We start from the raw sequence: 18,134 nt of genomic DNA on the forward strand, positions 1-18,134 counted from the left end.
CTAATATACTGTCATGAATTCTTTCTCGCTTATCGCGTATGGCTTTGCCTCACCAATGATTTTGACGAGTCCCAGTTGAGGAAGCGAACTGGCCAGAAGCAGTTCAAGCGCAGCCATCGCTTCGCGAGGCTCTATCGAGCCAATGCCCTGTTTGGTCATCCGCTCACGATAAGCTGGAGAAGCCACCGTTCCGGTGCTCCCCCAATACCCCCAATTAATGGTTTTAACAGGGTAATGAAGACAACGATGAAGCCACTGGGCGAATGAGTCCTTGAATGTACACCCGGCTGTATAATTGCTTTGCCCGGCAGGTGTGGCAAACGCATTGATGGAGGAGAAAAACAGCATAAAATCAAGCGACTCCTTCTCAAAGACCTCGAGCATTCCCGCGCATACGTTGACTTTTGCATATAATCCTTCATTGAATTGTGGCAAGTCCATTTTCATTACACTGCTGTCTCTGAGTGCAATGGCAGCATGAATTACACCATGAATGGTTCCATGGCGTTGTTTGATTAACCTGTAAGCCTCATGCAAGGAATCGGGACTGCCTGCATCTGCTGATATATATTCTGGAGCCGGGCCTGTCAGAGCAAGCCTTTCCTGCTCTTTTGCAATATCGGGGTTGAGCGGTGTTCGTCCGATCCAAATGATCTGAGCGTTGTAGTGACTAATCATATACTCGCTCCAAACTTTACCCAATCCGCCAGCACCGCCTATAACGACATATACGCCGCCGCGTCGATAAGCCGATTGCTGAATGGAAGGCAGTTTAACAGGCAGTAATTCGCAGCGATGCCACTGTTTGGCCCGATAGACAGTCAGATTGCTCCAAGAGTTCTCAGGCACAATGGGCATGTCGCTCAGCGCTGGCAGACTTCGATCTGCTAAATCAAGATCAACTACCCGGAACGTCCAGTTTTTGTATTCTTTGGCCAAAGAACCGAGGAAGCCATGTATGCTTGCATGGAGCGGATGAACTACATCCTGGGCATGAATGGCTATGGCACTAAAAGTAACTACGGTCCATTGGAGAGGGATTCTGTCATACCCTAGCTGCAATAGACTTTTGACCAAACTGAATACAATAATCACGCCTTCCTCCTGGCTCTGAGTGATCGCGCTGCCATCCTTCCCTTCTGCGTTGCCCAACCCCGAGACCCATACCAGATGGTCAAACTGTCCGCAGTTTTCCAGTCTTTGGGCCGTTTGCTCCACAGTTTCGCCAGGTTTCATCAATATCAGCGCAGCTCCCGGATATTGATGTGTGACCTCATCAAGGTATCCGCTCATCTCTACTGTCTCTGCAACAATGATGGCCGTTCTGAGACTCTCCAAAGAAATCCTGCTGTCTTTCTCCGATGGAAGCACACTCCACACAGGAGCCAGCAACTCTGTACCAGGTGGAAAATCTTCGTGCAAATCCCTGGTGATCGTTGCCCGCTCCGCATCCTGCATCACGCACTGCTGCCTCGTCTCCCCCGGCATGCTGCGGCACATGTAATTCCGAATCCGGACAGAGACGGTTCCATCAGCATCCATTAGATCCATGTCCAGCTTCGCCACGTTCCCTCCGATTGGACAACCATCACTGAAATGCACATGCACCCACATCTCTGCTGTACACGGCAACAAACAATCCATTTCTTCCATATAAAAAGGGAGTTTCGTTCCCTCCTCTTGATTCTGAAGGGTGGCGTTATCGTCAAGCAATAACATCGCTGTCTGCAAGGCCCCATCCATTATGCTAGGATGCAATGCATAATCGCCCAATGTATGCTCTATATGGGAAGGGATGTTCAGGTGTGCAAGAGCCTGACCCGAGCCGATGTACATTCGTTCAATCGCCTGATGACCTGGTCCATACTCCAGCCCTTGTTCTCGCAAGCGGCCATAGATGGTCTCATGATCCAACAAACTCTCCTCTCGCATGGCTGCAATCAGAGATGAAATATCAAGACGATCAACAGGGGCCAACGATTTCAAGGAGACGCGGCCTGTGCCGCAACTCAGACGATCTGGGGCTTCGCTGCCATCTTCACTGACTTCATATCGCAGAATTCCCCGTTCCGTGTCTTCGTAATGTAATCGAACGGATACCTCAACCGGACGTTCATCCACGAAAATCGGACTTGTCCAGGCTGCATTCTTAATCTGGAACGCCGCAAAGGAGGAAGAGGGCGCTTGGTTTACACTGTGCAAAGCCATGCGGGCCATCTCCAGATAAGCCACACCTGGAAGTACCCGTTGCCCTCGAACCCGATGATCGTTGAGAAAAAATTCATGCCCTGTAAAGTCCGAACAGAATCTTGTGTTCTGATTAGCCGAAAGATTGCGGTGAAGCATTGGATGAAGCCGATCATATTCTTTTTTGCTTTTCGTTTCTTGGAAGGAATCCTTCGCTTTTCTACCCAAGTTGGCAGACCAACGGAATGTTTTTCTTTGAAATGCATAACGTGGCAACCGTACTTTCTGATAAGGCCCCTCTTCCGCAAGTTGACGCATATCGAGCTCCATGCCGGACAGCCATAATCGCAGTACATTTTCGTGAAATGGTAATTCCAAGGTCGCTTCCTCTGCTTCTTGTCCGGTCTGCTTCATCCAGTCAGTGGCTTTTTCTGAATGAGGTAGAGGTATCTTGCGATCCTTTTCATTTTCACTACCGGGTTGCAGGAAGTCATGTAGAATTTGGAGTGCGTTGTGCATTCCACCTGTCCGCTGTTGATGCTGACGAATGAGTGTGTACGCGCGTTCTGGCAGCATGAGTCCGGAATTCTGGTTTAACTGCGCTGTGATCCGTGAAAGTTCATGATGTTCCCCTGTCTCGTTCAACAACATCTCGATAATGTCTCTCCGAGTAATGACCTTATCGGCCAGAAGATCAAGCAGTTCCTGTACAGCCGGAATGTCTGACTCTTCCGATACCTGAAGCTGCCACTTTCGTTTCACCCTGCGCAGTGCATCCATGACTGCAATGCATAGCACAGCCGACATGGAACGGAAAGATTCGCTTGAACTACTGCTGTCAGACGTTGGTTGCAACGGCCATGGGATGGTTGTTCCCGTGCTCTCCTGCCATTCGTCATTCCATTCATTTATGTAGTTCCTGAACGTATACTGATGGGTGTATAAACGATGCGCACGATCCATCAATTCGTCTCGGAACCCGTCGTAAGCCTGTTCCTCCACCATCCTTACAGATTGAATCAAATCATGTACATAGGAATCATCAAAAGCAAAGGGCATGATTAGGGATGAGCTTCCCTCTTGCATGACAGGCCATATGGGGCTGCACAGTCTCACGTCTTCGGCACCCTTCTGCTTGAGTAGCACGGAGATCATATCTTCAACAGAAATGTGACCTCCAATGACCCATGCAATCAGCATGCCAATTCCTGTTCCCTGAATCCACCGAGGGGCAAAACCCAGTTGAATCAAGGAAGCAGCATGAACATATCCGGCTATAAAACAATACAATTCTCGCCAATCTTCATGCCACGTATCCTGATAGTACCCTGTCATCAAGTCTTCCCATTCTTCCCTCATGCCGTTTGCTTTTAATGCTGCCTCGATTTGCCTTTCTGCCTTACGCAGTAATAACTGAGACGTATGTCCAGAGCATTTCAATTGGGCGTATCCCTCCCATTTGGGACTCTGAATGTTCAGATACCTTGCGGATACTCCAATTGGCGTGTTGCCGTAACAGTCGGAATTCAGCAATGTCCTGAGCTCTTCTCGGGTATGAGCCCATCCGCCAAACCGATATTTGAAATGCTCTCTGCCTTTAAGCAGCGACAGGCTGATGGCCCGTAGTGTATCTTCCGCATTAGAATGCCTGTCGAACCACTGCTGCCAATCTGCGACATGCTCCTGCAAGCTCGCTTCCGACTTGGCAGACAGCAGAAATAATCGGGAGGGCTCTCTGGAATCCTGCTGAACAGATAGCTTGGAGGGAACAGAGGGTTTAGCAGCAGGTTCGTAGTGTTCGACCACAACATGGGCGTTTACACCTCCGAAACCGAATGAACTTATCCCTGCGCGTAAAGTCTGCCCCTGCTCCCGACTGTGCCAAGTCTCTTGTTTCCGTGCAACCTCCAGCGGGGTACGCGAAAAAGGAATCATCGGATTCAGCTCCTTCACATGAAGAGAGGCCGGAATTTTCCGATGTTTCATCATCATCATCACTTTAATAAGACCAGCTATGCCCGCTGCACTCTCCAGATGACCGATATTTGTTTTAACCGATCCAATCTTACAGAATGACCGATCCGGGGTATAGTGCCGAAATGCCTGAGTTAACGCCTCGACCTCAATCGGGTCCCCCAGCGAGGTGCCAGTCCCATGTGCTTCAATATAGGTAATGGTGCGAGGATCGATATCTGCAGCCTTCCACGCAGCCAAAATGACATCACGCTGCGCCTCCATGCGAGGTGCCGTAATGGACAAACTTTTCCCCGTGTGGTTGACAGCAGAGCCTTTAATGATGCCATAAACCGTATTTCCTTGCTCAACGGCTTCCCCCAATCGTTGTAGAAGTAATACAGCAACCCCGTCTCCCGGGACATATCCGTCCGCACTCTGGTCAAATGTTTTGCACTGCCCTGTCGGGCTTAACATTCTCGATTTGGAAAAGGAAACATATTTGAGCGGATCGAGATTCAAATTCACGGCAGAAGCCAAGGCATAATCACATTCTCCCAGAATCAGGGCCCGTCTCGCCTCATGAATAGCCACGAGTGAGGAAGCGCAGGCCGCATTAATCGGCAGGCTCATGCCACTTAAATTAAACGCGTAGGATATCCGGTTCGCAAGCAAGCTCTCATAATTGCCAAGACAGGCATAACTGTCCGCCTGTGAGGCTTCCATTTGCTGCAAATAACTCGCTGTCATCACGCCGGTATAAACAGCTGTCACCTTCTGCTGAAGCTCCGACAGAGAAACGCCCGAATCCTCGATGCAATGCCATGTATCTTCGAGAAGCAAACGCTGCTGTGGATCCATGCTCGCAGCCTCGCGCGGGGAAATGTTAAAAAAGCTGTGGTCAAAATCATATGCTCCTTCGACCAACCCGCACCATTTGCTTGAGGTTTTGCCCGTGTCATTCGAGTTTGATGAATAAAACTTCTCCAAGTCCCAGCGTTCCGGGGGAATCTCGGAGATGGAATTGCGGCCTTGAATCAGGTTTTCCCAAAATGAATCATATCCGACGGCTCCCGGGAAACGGCAGGCCATACCCACAACGGCAATTTCCGTCCTTTTGCTTCCCATCTGAATGTCTCCTCTCCTTTGGTATCGGCATACTGACCTTTCATCTCATCAAGGCTTCATAATTCCCGCAAAGCGCAGCATGTGTGAGAATGACGGCGGTTTGTCACTGTATCCCGAGGTAGTCAGCATTTGTTCCTTCAGCAGATTGGGACACTTGCCAATTCGACGAAAAGCAGCATTGCGAAGTGTCACAAAGGTGCGGTTCTTCACAAACCAGCAATAGGTATGAGCTGTGCTGTTACGCTGGATGAGACGCACATATTTCCTTCTTTTTTTCTCATACAGGCGAAGCTGACGTTCCGAGCAGTCATTCGTAATGAGCGCTTCTTCCAACGTATTCGACAGTTCGACAGCACCCTGAATCGCCAGATTCATACCCTGTCCCAGTGCCGGACTTAGAGCATGACATGCATCTCCTAGCAGAACGGCGCCGTTAATCGCCCATTTTTCGGTATGCAGATAATAGGCCGGAATGGATTGAACCTGTTTGAAATCCACGATCTGCGTTATTTCTTGCTGCAAGTGCGGACAGAGAGATAGCAGCATGCCGCGCAACGATTCGATACCGTCCTCCCGGATGCGCTGCCATATATCCTTTCGCAAAGCTAGGTAGCTCCTCAGCCTTTGACCGGGCAAAGGAAAGACTCCGCAGCTTACACCTTCGCCAAAGAAAAAGCTGGCCTCTTCCCTGGTATGTGTGACATCGTGAAAAGTAAAAGCGAACATTTTTGCCATCTTTTCCTCATAAGGATAAAGGTGATATTTAAGCCCCAGTTGATCACGAATTTTGGACTTGATGCCGTCTGACCCGACAAGGATTTTGCTGCCGATGCGTACCGTTTTGCCCGCCGAATCTGCTTCGATTCCGCTCACATAGTGATCGGTGAACAACAGTTTTCCTGCGTTCATGCCTGGGTAGAAGCGTACGTTGGGCATTTCCTCAATGGCATTAAACAGGCTTTGATGAATGTGGTGATGGTCCCCGTTCAATGCATAACGCACAGGTATGTCCATTTTTTCATAGCTACCCGTAAAACAGTTGACACCCCCAAGCGTGCCGTAGTTTACCCGTGCTATATGAGCGCAGTGTTTGGTTACTTCAGGAAGAACGCCAAGCTTGTCCAGCAGATCGATCGTTACCGGCTGAAGAAAATCACCTTTGGGAATGTTGGGAAATTGTTTTGAGCGTTCAATCAACACCACCTGTCGACCTTTTCTGCCCATGGCCAGTGCCAGCGCCACGCCTGCAATGCCCGCCCCCACAATGAGTACTTCACTTTCAATATCCATTCGATTCCTCCTTATTGGCTTGTTTCACTGCGCATCTAATTGTGCTGGACCGGTTTATACCTGTTGAAGCAGGCTTTCGTTAAGCAGCTGGGCTGTCTCTTCCATTAACTTCTCTCCGATCAGATGCACATGGCGCTGTGTCCAGGATTCGAGCGTTGTTCCTTGTACCCACTGATTAAAAGCACCGAGTGCCGGACCGCAATATACCTGAAAGTCCACCCTGTGCTGATGATTCTCATCCCCCTGAAGCGCCAGTTTGGCGGAGTGCTCCAGATACCATTTGAAAATAACGGCCATTCTGGCCTTGGGACTACGTTCGGCAAGTGCTCTCTCCTGGGTCGTAAGAGCAGATTCCATCTCCGCGTAAATGCTGTCAAAGCTCCTTTTGAAATACTGCTCCTGAAGCCTTGTTTTTGTTTTCTCATCGATCTCGTCAATGCTGTCGTACTGGCGATACAGCTCATGCAGTTTGTTAGCACGCGCAGGAAAATAAACGCCTTTCTTCAGCACCTGTACTTTGCCTCCCAGTTCAAACATGCCTGCTGCGGGCGCATATCCGGTATCCTGGACGTTGATTTGCTGAAGCAGTTCCTTTACGAGTTGGCTAGTATTGGCTTCGACCGTACATTGATTAATTGAGCCGGTCAGAATAAAGTCCGCCCCCATGACAAATACTGCCGCGGCCGCCTGGGGAGTACCAATACCTCCAGCTGCACCGACCCGGATTGCTTTGGCGTAACCATGTTTTTTCATCATCTGATTGCGCAGGGACAGCATGGCAGGCAGCAGGGTCATAGATACTGCACCATCGGTATATCCGGCACAGTCGGCTTCTGCACAAATGTCATCCGCCATCGGCAATTGCCGCGCCCATTGGGCCTGTTCAGCGGAAATACGTCCTTCAACCAGCAATTGGTCCAGCATATGTTGCGGAGCTGGACTCATAAACAGCTCTGCTACCTCTGGACGAGAGCATTTGGCGAGAAGAAGATGAGATGAAGCCACAGTACCATCGGATCTGCGATAGATTCCTTTGACCCGATAGTAGACAACTGCCGGAGTCATGCCCAGAAATCCTTTTGCTTCCATCTTGTTCAGGCCCAATCTAAGCATTAACTTGATCATCTCTTCCTCGCGCTGAGGGTGGAGAGGATCATGAAGCACATTTAATCCCCAGCAATGTTGGACAGGCAATTCTTGGCGGATGGACATCACCGCTTCTTCCACCTCTTCACCGCGCAGTCCACCTGTTCCAAGAAAGCCGACCATGCCAGCTTTCGCAAGTGTTGTGATCATCTCTACAGATGAAATGCCGCCGAACATACCTCCCGCAACGTACGCCAGCCTGGAACCGTAATCCTGCCTGAATTCAGCGCTGCCCATCCGTTCAGATTGGAAACGCCGCGAACTGCTGAACGGATGGGCAGCGGTCTCAGATACTCCCAATGATTCATCTTTAGGTACGTCCTTTATCACTGCGGGTGAAGCCGGAGGCGATTCCACAGATAATTTCTCCACAAAAAGTGGCTGAGCCTGAGCTTGGATAGCCTTTACGAGTTTGCTTAGAGCCGTCCCGGGTCCAATCTGTACAATGTCGTTAACCCCTTTTCCCATCAGATATCGAATGGTATCGGTCCATTGCACAGAGGACGTCAACTGCTCCACCATGTTATGTTGCAGATGATCGATTGTATAGGGTCTTGCCCCAACATTGGAAATAACGGATAGCGTCGGGGCAGCAAACTGAAATTGCTTGAGATATGCAGCAAATTGCTGCTTGGCGGCTTCCATATATCTGGAGTGAAATGCGCCGCTCACATTTAAGATGACGTAATTGGATGCACCTTCCTGCTCAAACACAGACTTGGCCTGGACTAGCAAGTCCTGCGGACCCGAAATAACGATCTGACTGGGACTGTTCATATTAGCGATATCCAAGTGGTCAAGGCCATGCTGCGCAAGAATCTTACCCACAACATCCGCATGAAGCCCGATCACAGCTGCCATCCCACCGCCCTCTACCCTTCCCATTAATTCACCGCGGAACTGTACGATACGTAGTCCGGTTGCAAAATCAAACACGCCTGCAGCCAGCAACGCATTAAATTCACCCAAACTGTGTCCCGCAGCATAGTCCGGCTTCCCCTGTTGCTCAAGTTCCCTGTAGTACATCAGGGCATTCACGGTGTACAGGGCCGGCTGGGTGTATTCCGTACGTTTGAGTCGGTCTCCGGGGTCTTCGAGACACAACTCGCGTATGGAATATCCCAATATTTCATCTGCGGTGCGAACCAGGTCCGGATAAAGATTCCAAACGTCGTGCCCCATGCCCTTGAACTGCGAGCCTTGTCCTGGAAATACATAAGCCCTCATGGTCTGCTCTCCCCTCTGAATGTTCATGGACGGCAGTTGATATTGCCTGGCCACGCTCTCCAATTGTTCCTTATCCCTGTAAAAGGGAGATAACAAAACGACTGCCGCTGATGAAGCTTGTTTGTCTGCAAGCCGCTTCACAAAACCTGCAAGCGTACCGCCTGGACTGATATCGATATAGTGATGCGGTTCGGCAGATTCAAGCTTTTGTATTGCTTCGCGAAAGAGAATTGGTTTTCGGGCAACCTGCCAGAAGTGATTTTGTGCAATTCGGGCAGGTTGCCCTCCAGTCATACAGGAGATTAACGGTATGTGAGGGGCGGCAAATGTAAATGCCTGCAAATCCTCCGTGTATGCTGCCTCTGCACTATCAATCCATTGAGAATGATAGGCAAATGAAACCGGGAGCATCTGACTTAGCACAGCATGCGATGTGAGCCACTCCTGTGCTTTTGTCAGTGCATGCACCGGTCCGGAAATAACAAAATGCCCGTCATAATTGACGGACACCAAGGTACAATATTCAAATTCCGGAAGTTCCGGATATAGAGATGCATCTCCCAATATCGCTAACATCGCGCCAGAAGGGCAATGTTGCTCGAATCGTATTGCCTGCTTCATAACACAGCGCAAGCCAACTTTTGCACTGAATACGCCCGCAATGGCAGCGGCGGCAAATTCCCCGAGACTGCTGCCAAGGACGTAATCAGGGATCACGCCACGAGTCAATAACGATTGGGCAAGTGCATATTCCACCATATAGATGGCGGGATGCGACAGAATGGTACGTTCGAAGCGGTCCTCATCGGTTGACGATTCGCCGTACATATACTGGACGATTGACTCGCCCCCGCATTCCAACACCGTTTGATCCAGAGCAAGCATTGTTTCCCTGAACAATGCATCCTGCTCAAACAGATCCTTCCCCATCTGCGGATATTGCGATCCTTGTCCAGAAAACATAAAAACAACGGAATCGCTCAGTCTGAGCACCTCCTTACAAGCACATCAATAGATATCAAATAAACTCCGCTATCCCCGTTGATCAGGGACAGAAGGTTGTAATTTAACGCATAACTATCATTATATGTGCATTTTCCTATCTTCAACGTGCCGAAACAACGATTGAATTAGTTGAAAAGCTTGTTGAATATACTATAATCAATTTTGTAATTTTTGTAAATGATGGATTTTGTAAATGTAGTCATTGCATATCGTAAAATGATGAATAACATCGTATTTTAAATATAAAAATAGAAAAACGGTGTAGTTTTGTATTATTTTTTACCATAAATCAGATTCTCGGAATGATTTAATAAATAGATAACGACCAAATAAATAACAATTGATGTTACTTTTATGCTTTGTCTAACTGAAGAGAAGTTATATTAAAGCTTCCGCCGTTTTCGCATATGTTAACGAACTTATAAATTTATTCATCGAATATATAATTGTCAGCTTAACAGCTGCTTTTATCTCGCCACATCGCATTTTATTTAGTAAAACAAAAAAAGCCGCTTTAATAGCGACTTCAACGGGAACATGTTCTTGTTCCTCGATATAAAATTCCCTTATTTATTGTTGAATGTTACTCCATCCGCTTACATCACATTGTCCATAATCATTATCACCCACAGTAACCATCGTACCATCCGATTTCAGTCCAATCGTATGGGCACACCCCGCCGAAATAGCTCGAATTTCGTGCCAGCTACTTACATCGCATTGGTGATATTTATTCGAACCCACAGCAACCATCGTTCCGTCGGACTTAAGACCAACGGTATGATAACTCCCCGCTGCAACTGCTACAATATCGCGCCAACCGCTTACGTCGCATTCGCCTTCATTATTTCTACCCACAGCCACTACCGTACCATCCGATCTAAGCCCAACCGTATGAAGATACCCCGCCGAAACAGCTAATATGTCGCTCCAGTTGTTTACGCTACATTGGTTATATTTATTGTTACCAACTGCTGTTACCGTTCCGTCTATTTTTAGGCCGACTGTATGCCAGTCACCCGTCGTGACCGATACAATATCGCGCCAGCTGCTCACGTTGCATTCCCCTTCATTATTTCGCCCCACCGCCACCACGGTGCCATCTGATTTAACCCCAACCGTACGGCACCAACCTGCCGAAACTGTTACTATATCGCGCCATTCGCTTACATTGCATTGGTCATGCTTATTCCAACCTATAGCTGTTACCGTACCATCAGATTTAAGACCAACGGTATGTGCATTACCCGTGTTCGTAGCCATATGAACATTACCAGCTGTAACTGCGACGATATGGCACCAATCGCTTACCTTACATTGACCATATTTATTATCACCCACAGCTGTTACTGTTCCGTCAGATATAAGAGCAACGGTATGACGACGACCCGCCGCTATGGTGCAGTTACGGAACCGTTTCGTCTCAAAAACCGCTTCATTCCGTGAATTGTAGTCCATATCTTACTCCTCTCCACAAATTGAAAATCCGCCGTTAGTTCAACTGTAAGTCATAAAGTTTGTTGTTAAATCGCACTGTTACAAAAGAAAGGCTCGTACAGGCAGGGTATTATTACTTCCCTTCCCAATACGAGCGTCTACGTCATATTGCACTCAAACGGTTGATCCGGATGTGTACTTTTAGCAATCGTTTCATTTCATGTAGTGATATTCTAGTAGATCCTTCAAATTTGAGATTTTTTGCAGCAGTTTCTCCCCGACATTGGTTTCCCTCACCAGTTTCCGTTCCAGTTCTTTGTCCACCAATCTTTTTAGAGATAACACGTCCGTTCCGTTACATAAGACATCTTCTTTTGAGTTAAATTTCTTATGGGCGACGAGCTGCATGCCAAAGGAATTGTACAACAAGGTATATCCGGCAATGCCCGTTGTGGATTGATAGGCTTTGGAAAAACCGCCGTCAATCACGATCATTTTTCCGTTTGCTTTAACAGGGCTCTCTCCACTAATTTCTTTGACTGGCGTGTGGCCGTTAATGACATGTCCATGATCGGGATTCAAATCAAACTCCTGCAAGATTTTTCGACAGATCTCTTCATTTTCACGTAAATGGTAGTACGGATTCTTTCTCTCTTTATGTGCTTCTTTATCTTGGATAAAATACCGTTCAAAAGTGGTCATTTCTCTCTTTCCAAAGAGCGAGGAGCATTCCCCTGTCCAGATGTACCATACCATATCCGTCGCCAGATCTTCTGTCTCTTCCGGATGCGCAAAGGCGTAACGTAAGTTATCTTCAAAAACATCGAGCAATTGACGGCCCGCATATGTCTTGTCTTCAATCTGCATTTCTTCCATATTTCCTTCTTCATCCAAAGGAATACAGCCGTGGATTAACAAATTCCCGTTGTATTTTAAATAAAGACTACCCTTTTTCATGAGAAAATTCATATGTCTGGCCATCTTTTCGGAATGCTGAACGGAGAACAACAGCTTTTCCATCACCTGGCGTTCTTCCTCCAGCAATTGTTCAGGCTTCTGCGGATTTACGGTTGCGAAACAGGTGTTTTCCAACAGGTACGTTTTCCCGCAGATGTTAATTTCATTGTTGTCGTAATCAATCTGCTCCAGCAAAAGTCTTTCAGACATATTAAAGTATGGGCGTCTCTTGATAATCGGGATTTCAAGTTTAAACTGAATCATGGCAATGGCTTGGTGAATTTTGGTGATCTGCAGAATTTCCTGCTCTGATACATTATGGCCAGCCTGTAGCTTAGGTCTGAAGGGCGGATTGTCTTCATAATATTTCTCCGCCAGGTTTAGCAGTGGGCGCAGATTGATTCCGTATACATCTTCAATGATGTCCAGATTGTCGTATCTGGCGCAGATCCGAATAATATTCGCAAGGCAGGCCAGAGAACCCGCGTAGGCTCCGATCCAGAGGACATCATGGTTACCCCACTGAATGTCTACAGAATGGTAGTTGATTAGTGTATCCATAATTTTATCGGGGTACGGCCCCCGGTCATAGATATCTCCAACCACATGAAGATGGTCAACCACCAGGCGCTGTGTCGTATAAGCAAGGCCGATAATGAGATTGTCCGCCTGGCCCAAGGATATAATTTGCCGATATATTTCCTCGTAATAAGGATCCTTATTGTTGGTCGAATCCGTCTTGTATAGAAGCTCTTCTACAATATATACATATTGCTCCGGCAGCGCTTTACGCAATTTTGAGCGTGTATACTTGGAAGAGGCATAAGAAATAAGCTTAAGCATGTGTTCAATTGTTAGTCTATACCACTGGTTCAAAGCCTGTTTATTGCTCAGTTCCCCTATAACCAGCTGTATTTTTTCTTCCGGGTAATAAACCAACGCCGCAAAATCATTGATTTCTTGATCCGTCCAAACCTCCCGGAATAATTCTTTGATTTTCTCTTTGACGGTACCCGAACCGTTTCGTAGTACATGCTGAAAAGCCTGAAACTCCCCATGTAAATCACTGACAAAATGTTCGGTTCCCTTCGGGAGATTGGAGATCGCTTCAAGGTTGATGATCTCTGTTATGATTTTTTCTTCCGTATCATATTTCTCGGCCAATAAATCTAGAAATTGCTCATCCAAAACAGATGTCCCCCTTCAAGGAAGTATGGTGTTGTATAGCCGGGTCCAAAAGCTTTAGACCTATATAAATTTACACTCTATACTTGGTATTGATTATATGATAATTATCAGCATCGCCTTCCCCCATCATACTCCAGTTCATCATATATGAACAAATTTCATTGAATGGATTTGAATGAACAATGTTCTGTAGTTATTTTAGAAATAAGAATTGTGTTCAATCTGTTCAAATACATGAACTTGTACTGATAATATAAAAAAAGCCGCTAAAATAGCGACTTTCAATGGGACCATGTTTTTGTTTCTCAACATTTTTACTAACTGCTATTTTACACAATGAAAAATAAACGATCTATTCTCAGAATTGGCTTGTTTGAATTCCCAATCACCATATGTTTTAATTTTTGAAAAACCGATTTGTTTCAGCGACTCATCCAATTCTTCTTGATTTTGAAACCTCAGCTGCATTTTTTCATGAACTAGCACTTTGTCTGTTTTAGTATTTTTTACAATTTCATAGAAAGTGTAAATATCTCCCTCAAACCCTTCATATTCTGTATAGATTTCTAAAGGTTCTCCACTCAGCCTATCTTTAGCTAAGTCAGGAGCTTTGTCCTTCTCCCATTCTTCCCATACTTTTACCAAAGGGTTTCTTGTATCAAAAATAAAGTGACCCCCGGTTTTTAGGGATCGGAATACGTCTGAGATCACTCGCTTCCAACTATCATCTGTAAGAAATACCTGTGCAACATTCGCCGTCATAATTACCGCATCATAGGTATTGGTTTGTAAATCCGCACTATCACCTATAATCCAATCCACATTTCCAGAAGTATCTTTACTTCTCGCCATTTCAATCGCTTCTTCATTGGGATCTATAGCGGTAATTTTATAACCGTACTGAACAAGATGAGTAGTCCATCTTCCTGTTCCACAGCCCAGGTCAGCTATAGATTCTACTTGTAATCTCTTTAACAATGCAAGGAAAAATTCATCGTCTTTTCCCCAATGGTTAATCTGGTCATATACTAATGGAATCATAAATAATGTCTCCCCACTTTCAACAGCGTTTTACTGTGCTCAACAGTTTGATGTCTCGTACATAAGCTATACGGTTTTATTCTCACTCTGTGAACCAAAAACTTCCCTGGTTGCTTCCATAAAAGATAACATGATTGGTGAAAGCCACTTGTCTTTATGCCACAACATCTGTGTATATACCTGCAAGTCCGGAATTTGCCATGGGAGGACAACAAGTTCTCCGCGTTCAACTTCAGATTCTGCGACGATCTCAGGAAGAAAGGCAATACCGATTCCTGAAATTGCACATTGTTTAATGGCTTCAGCACTTTGGAACTCTAAATATGTAATGCTATCAATGCCCTCTTTCTCAAATGACCGATCAAACATCGTTCGATAGGGACAACCCTTCTCATTTGTCAGGAACACTTCATCATGAAAATCTTCCAATTGCAGCACAGTTCGTTTGGCGAGTGGGTGATCTGGAGCAGCTAACAATCGGAAATGTTCTTCCAGTAAAGATTCCACGGAAAGTCCACTCGAGCGAATGGGTTCATCCAACATATAAACAATATCCGTGGTTCCCTCAAAGAGCGTTTGCTTGAGCTCTTGATTCGGAACTGAGCGGAAGATTAGACGAACTCCCGGATGCTGCGAACGAAACCGTTGGAAGACAGGTGGAAGCCGATAGGAGCAAATAACCTCATTCGCACTTATCGTTAAGGTACCACTTAATTTTTCATTATCATGGACAGCACTACGAGCTTCTTCCATTTTTTCAAGAACGCCTTGGGCGTGTGTTAAAAAGCGTTTACCCGCAGTTGTGAGCGCGAGTTGCTTGCCCAACCGATCAAAGAGGCGAACACCTAGCTCATCTTCCAATGCTTTAATTTGCATCGTGACGTTGGAAGGAACGTAGCTCAGCGCTTCTGCTGCCCGCGTGAAATTCAATGTTGTTACAACCGTACAAAACGTATTCAGTTGACGCAATTCCATCCGATAATCCCCCTTCGTCTTTCAATTTTATTGAATACTATTATGAATTCTATTCACTTTTATTGAGAGTATCACAGCTCTATACTGAGTACAAGAGATCACAGGGAACATGTGGTTCTCATTTTGAAGGGAGCAATTATACGATGGATTATGAAATTTTTAATTTGGGTGATGTACTCTTACAATCAGGAGTGACGTTACCAAACGCTTTTCTTGCTTACAAAACTTACGGAAAATTAAATGAACAGAAGGATAATGTTATTGTCTATCCAACGGCTTTTGGGGATCAGCATGTTCAGAATGAGTGGCTCATTGGCAGCGGGATGGCACTGGATCCAGAGAAATATTTTATTATCGTTCCCAATTTGCTGGGCAATGGACTCTCCTCTTCTCCCAGTAACACGCCTCCTCCATTTGATCGGGCCAACTTTCCACAGGTAACCATCTATGACAACGTTCGATTCCAGCACCAACTGCTGACCGAAAAATTCGGTATTCAAAAGATTGCTCTCGTCGTCGGGTGGTCGATGGGCGGTATTCAGGCATTTCAATGGGGGGCAAGTTACCCGGAGATGGTTGAACGAATCGCACCTTTCGGAGGCATCGCCAAACCTTGGCCACACACATTTGTGGTCCTGGAAGGCGTGAAAGCTTCACTGCTATCTGCAGTCGGCTTCGACTCAAGTAAATTAAACCAACTAAGTTCTACAGACATGCGTGCCGTTGGTCGGGTCTATGCAGGATGGGGACTATCACATGCATTTTATAGAGAAGAGCTTTACCGTGATATGGGATTTGACACATTGGAGGATTTTGTAGCTGGTGTCTGGGAAGATAGCTTTATGAATATGGATCCGCATAATGTTCTGGCCATGTTATGGACAGGCCAACATGCAGATATCAGTGCAAATCCCTCCTATAACGGAGACTTTGATAAAGCACTTCAGAGCATAAAAGCATATGCATGTATCATGCCGGGAAGCACGGATCTCTTCTGCACAGCAGACGATAATGAATACGAAGCTAAGCGTATACCTAATGCTGTCTTGAAACCAATCCAATCGATCTGGGGCCATTTTGCCGGTCGTGGAATCAACAGTGCCGATAATCAATTGATTGATGACAATCTAAAACACTTGTTGTCACTTAGCACTAATGAATAGATCGTCAATTGCATTGGATGTCTGTCAGGCCTAGCAAGTCCCTGTTCTGCTCTAATGCCAGTCTCATTTCTATGGCTTTCATCTTTAGTTCCACCAGATAACTCACTCTGGTTGCCATTACAAACACACCTCCAAGATGATATCCCTATCTTACGACAAGGTTTCATTCTCTTGAAGGTGTGTTTGATTAATACATATTCCTAATGATTATAACTACAATTAAGTAAGTACAGTCATCGCCTCTCTTGTGAATGGAACCAGATCATCAGTACGTCCTTCTTGAATTTTCTTAACCCATTCAGGGTCGACTAGAAGAGCACGGCCTACAGCAACCAGATCAAACTCATCATTCTGAAGTCGTTGTACCAATCCCTCGATACCGACGTTACTTGCGCCTTTACCTTCTGTGAACAGACTTGTAAAGTCACCATCAAGACCAATCGATCCAACAGTGATTGTCGGTTTACCAGTCAGTTTTTTGGTCCATCCAGCAAAATTCAGATCAGACCCTTCGAATTCCGGCTCCCAGAAACGGCGTGTGGAACAGTGGAAGATATCAACTCCAGCTTGAACCAACGGTGCGAGAAGCTGCTCCAGTAATTCCGGTGTTTCAGCCAATTTAGCCTGATAATCATCTGTCTTCCACTGAGATAAACGCAGTACAATAGGGAATTCCGATCCCACTACTTTACGGCAAGCCTCAATCACTTCAACTGCAAAACGTGTGCGAGCCATCATATCTCCACCGTAACGATCCGTACGAGAGTTGGTTTTCTCATACAGGAATTGGTCGATCAGATAGCCGTGTGCTCCATGGATTTCAACACCATCGAACCCAACGCGTTTCGCTTCTGAGGCTGCTTGTGCGAATTCCTGAACGATTGTAGCAATCTCAGCTTCCGAATAATCATTAACATGACCTTTGGCTCCCATATGCCAGATCTGTGGAATAATTCGACCGCCAGCTTCATGTACTTCAGATACAACATGTGCCCAACCATCCATTGCAGCTTCGCCATAAAAGTGCGGCACATTGGCTTGATTGGATGCATCCGGATGATTAATTATTGTCCCTTCTGTCACAATAAGTCCCACTGCGTTCTCTGCTCTACGGCGGTAATAGTCCGCAACATTCGAACCCGGGATACCGTCCGGAGAAAATTGACGCGTCATCGGCGCCATCACGATCCGATTGGATAACTTCAAGTGACCTAACTCTATAGGTTGGAACAATGCTTCTACGGATTGAGAATAATTCATAATAACCTCCACATATTTCGTTTTATATAAATTGCCTAGGAGATGTTAAACAGCAACCAGCCTGGTTAACAGCTAGACGTTACTTCCAAATGAATCAATACACGATTTTCATCGAAAAGCCCCAGCTCCTTCAAGGTTTCGTGGTGCATTAATCCGCCTTCAATTATTTTTGACTTG

9 protein-coding genes are annotated in these 18,134 nt (G+C 46.2%); 1 reads left to right on the forward strand and 8 read right to left on the reverse strand.

What is annotated here, in order from left to right:
- The 7 genes from ACDJ59_RS09525 to ACDJ59_RS09555 all read right to left on the reverse strand — a co-directional run bounded on the left by ACDJ59_RS09525 (position 1) and on the right by ACDJ59_RS09555 (position 15,534).
- Complete coding sequence (locus ACDJ59_RS09525) at positions 1-5,268, reverse strand: SDR family NAD(P)-dependent oxidoreductase (protein ID WP_413408575.1); 5,268 nt, start codon at positions 5,266-5,268, stop codon at positions 1-3.
- A 48-nt stretch (positions 5,269-5,316) separates the two neighbouring features.
- Complete coding sequence (locus ACDJ59_RS09530; protein WP_413408577.1) at positions 5,317-6,558, reverse strand: FAD-dependent oxidoreductase; 1,242 nt, start codon at positions 6,556-6,558, stop codon at positions 5,317-5,319.
- 54 nt (positions 6,559-6,612) lie between these two features.
- The gene (fabD, locus tag ACDJ59_RS09535) at positions 6,613-9,894 is read right to left on the reverse strand and encodes an ACP S-malonyltransferase (protein WP_413408578.1); all 3,282 of its coding nucleotides are present in this window, start codon (positions 9,892-9,894) and stop codon (positions 6,613-6,615) included.
- A gap of 612 nt (positions 9,895-10,506) precedes the next feature.
- Positions 10,507-11,394, reverse strand: coding sequence for an RCC1 domain-containing protein (locus ACDJ59_RS09540; RefSeq protein ID WP_413408579.1), 888 nt, complete (start codon positions 11,392-11,394; stop codon positions 10,507-10,509).
- A gap of 192 nt (positions 11,395-11,586) precedes the next feature.
- Entirely contained in the window at positions 11,587-13,518 is a 1,932-nt protein-coding gene (locus tag ACDJ59_RS09545; protein WP_413408580.1) for a fructose-1,6-bisphosphatase, read from the reverse strand.
- Positions 13,519-13,842: 324 nt separating this feature from the next.
- Positions 13,843-14,559, reverse strand: a complete 717-nt coding sequence (locus ACDJ59_RS09550) for a class I SAM-dependent methyltransferase (protein WP_413408582.1) — start codon at positions 14,557-14,559, stop codon at positions 13,843-13,845.
- Between the two features lie 66 nt (positions 14,560-14,625).
- Positions 14,626-15,534: a LysR family transcriptional regulator gene (locus tag ACDJ59_RS09555; protein WP_413408583.1), complete on the reverse strand. Its 909-nt coding sequence runs from the start codon at positions 15,532-15,534 to the stop codon at positions 14,626-14,628.
- A gap of 143 nt (positions 15,535-15,677) precedes the next feature.
- Between ACDJ59_RS09555 and ACDJ59_RS09560 the strand changes: the two genes are divergently transcribed.
- On the forward strand, positions 15,678-16,697 hold the full coding sequence (locus tag ACDJ59_RS09560; protein ID WP_413408584.1) for an alpha/beta fold hydrolase: 1,020 nt from the start codon (positions 15,678-15,680) through the stop codon (positions 16,695-16,697).
- A 219-nt stretch (positions 16,698-16,916) separates the two neighbouring features.
- Here ACDJ59_RS09560 and ACDJ59_RS09565 read toward each other — a convergent pair whose 3' ends face one another.
- Positions 16,917-17,957 (reverse strand): NADH:flavin oxidoreductase, encoded by a 1,041-nt coding sequence (locus ACDJ59_RS09565; RefSeq protein ID WP_413408585.1) that lies wholly within the window; start codon positions 17,955-17,957, stop codon positions 16,917-16,919.
- Positions 17,958-18,134 lie beyond the last annotated feature (177 nt).

The sequence above is a fragment of the Paenibacillus amylolyticus genome (assembly GCF_047302515.1).
Lineage (GTDB): Bacteria > Bacillota > Bacilli > Paenibacillales > Paenibacillaceae > Paenibacillus > Paenibacillus amylolyticus_G.

Coding starts and splice junctions, on each gene's coding strand:
- ACDJ59_RS09525 (WP_413408575.1), bottom strand. CDS start 5,268: ATGGGAAGCAAAAGGACGGAAATTGCCGTTGTGGGTATGGCCTGCCGT.
- ACDJ59_RS09530 (WP_413408577.1), bottom strand. CDS start 6,558: ATGGATATTGAAAGTGAAGTACTCATTGTGGGGGCGGGCATTGCAGGC.
- fabD (WP_413408578.1), bottom strand. CDS start 9,894: ATGTTTTCTGGACAAGGATCGCAATATCCGCAGATGGGGAAGGATCTG.
- ACDJ59_RS09540 (WP_413408579.1), bottom strand. CDS start 11,394: ATGGACTACAATTCACGGAATGAAGCGGTTTTTGAGACGAAACGGTTC.
- ACDJ59_RS09550 (WP_413408582.1), bottom strand. CDS start 14,559: ATGATTCCATTAGTATATGACCAGATTAACCATTGGGGAAAAGACGAT.
- ACDJ59_RS09555 (WP_413408583.1), bottom strand. CDS start 15,534: ATGGAATTGCGTCAACTGAATACGTTTTGTACGGTTGTAACAACATTG.
- ACDJ59_RS09560 (WP_413408584.1), top strand. CDS start 15,678: ATGGATTATGAAATTTTTAATTTGGGTGATGTACTCTTACAATCAGGA.
- ACDJ59_RS09565 (WP_413408585.1), bottom strand. CDS start 17,957: ATGAATTATTCTCAATCCGTAGAAGCATTGTTCCAACCTATAGAGTTA.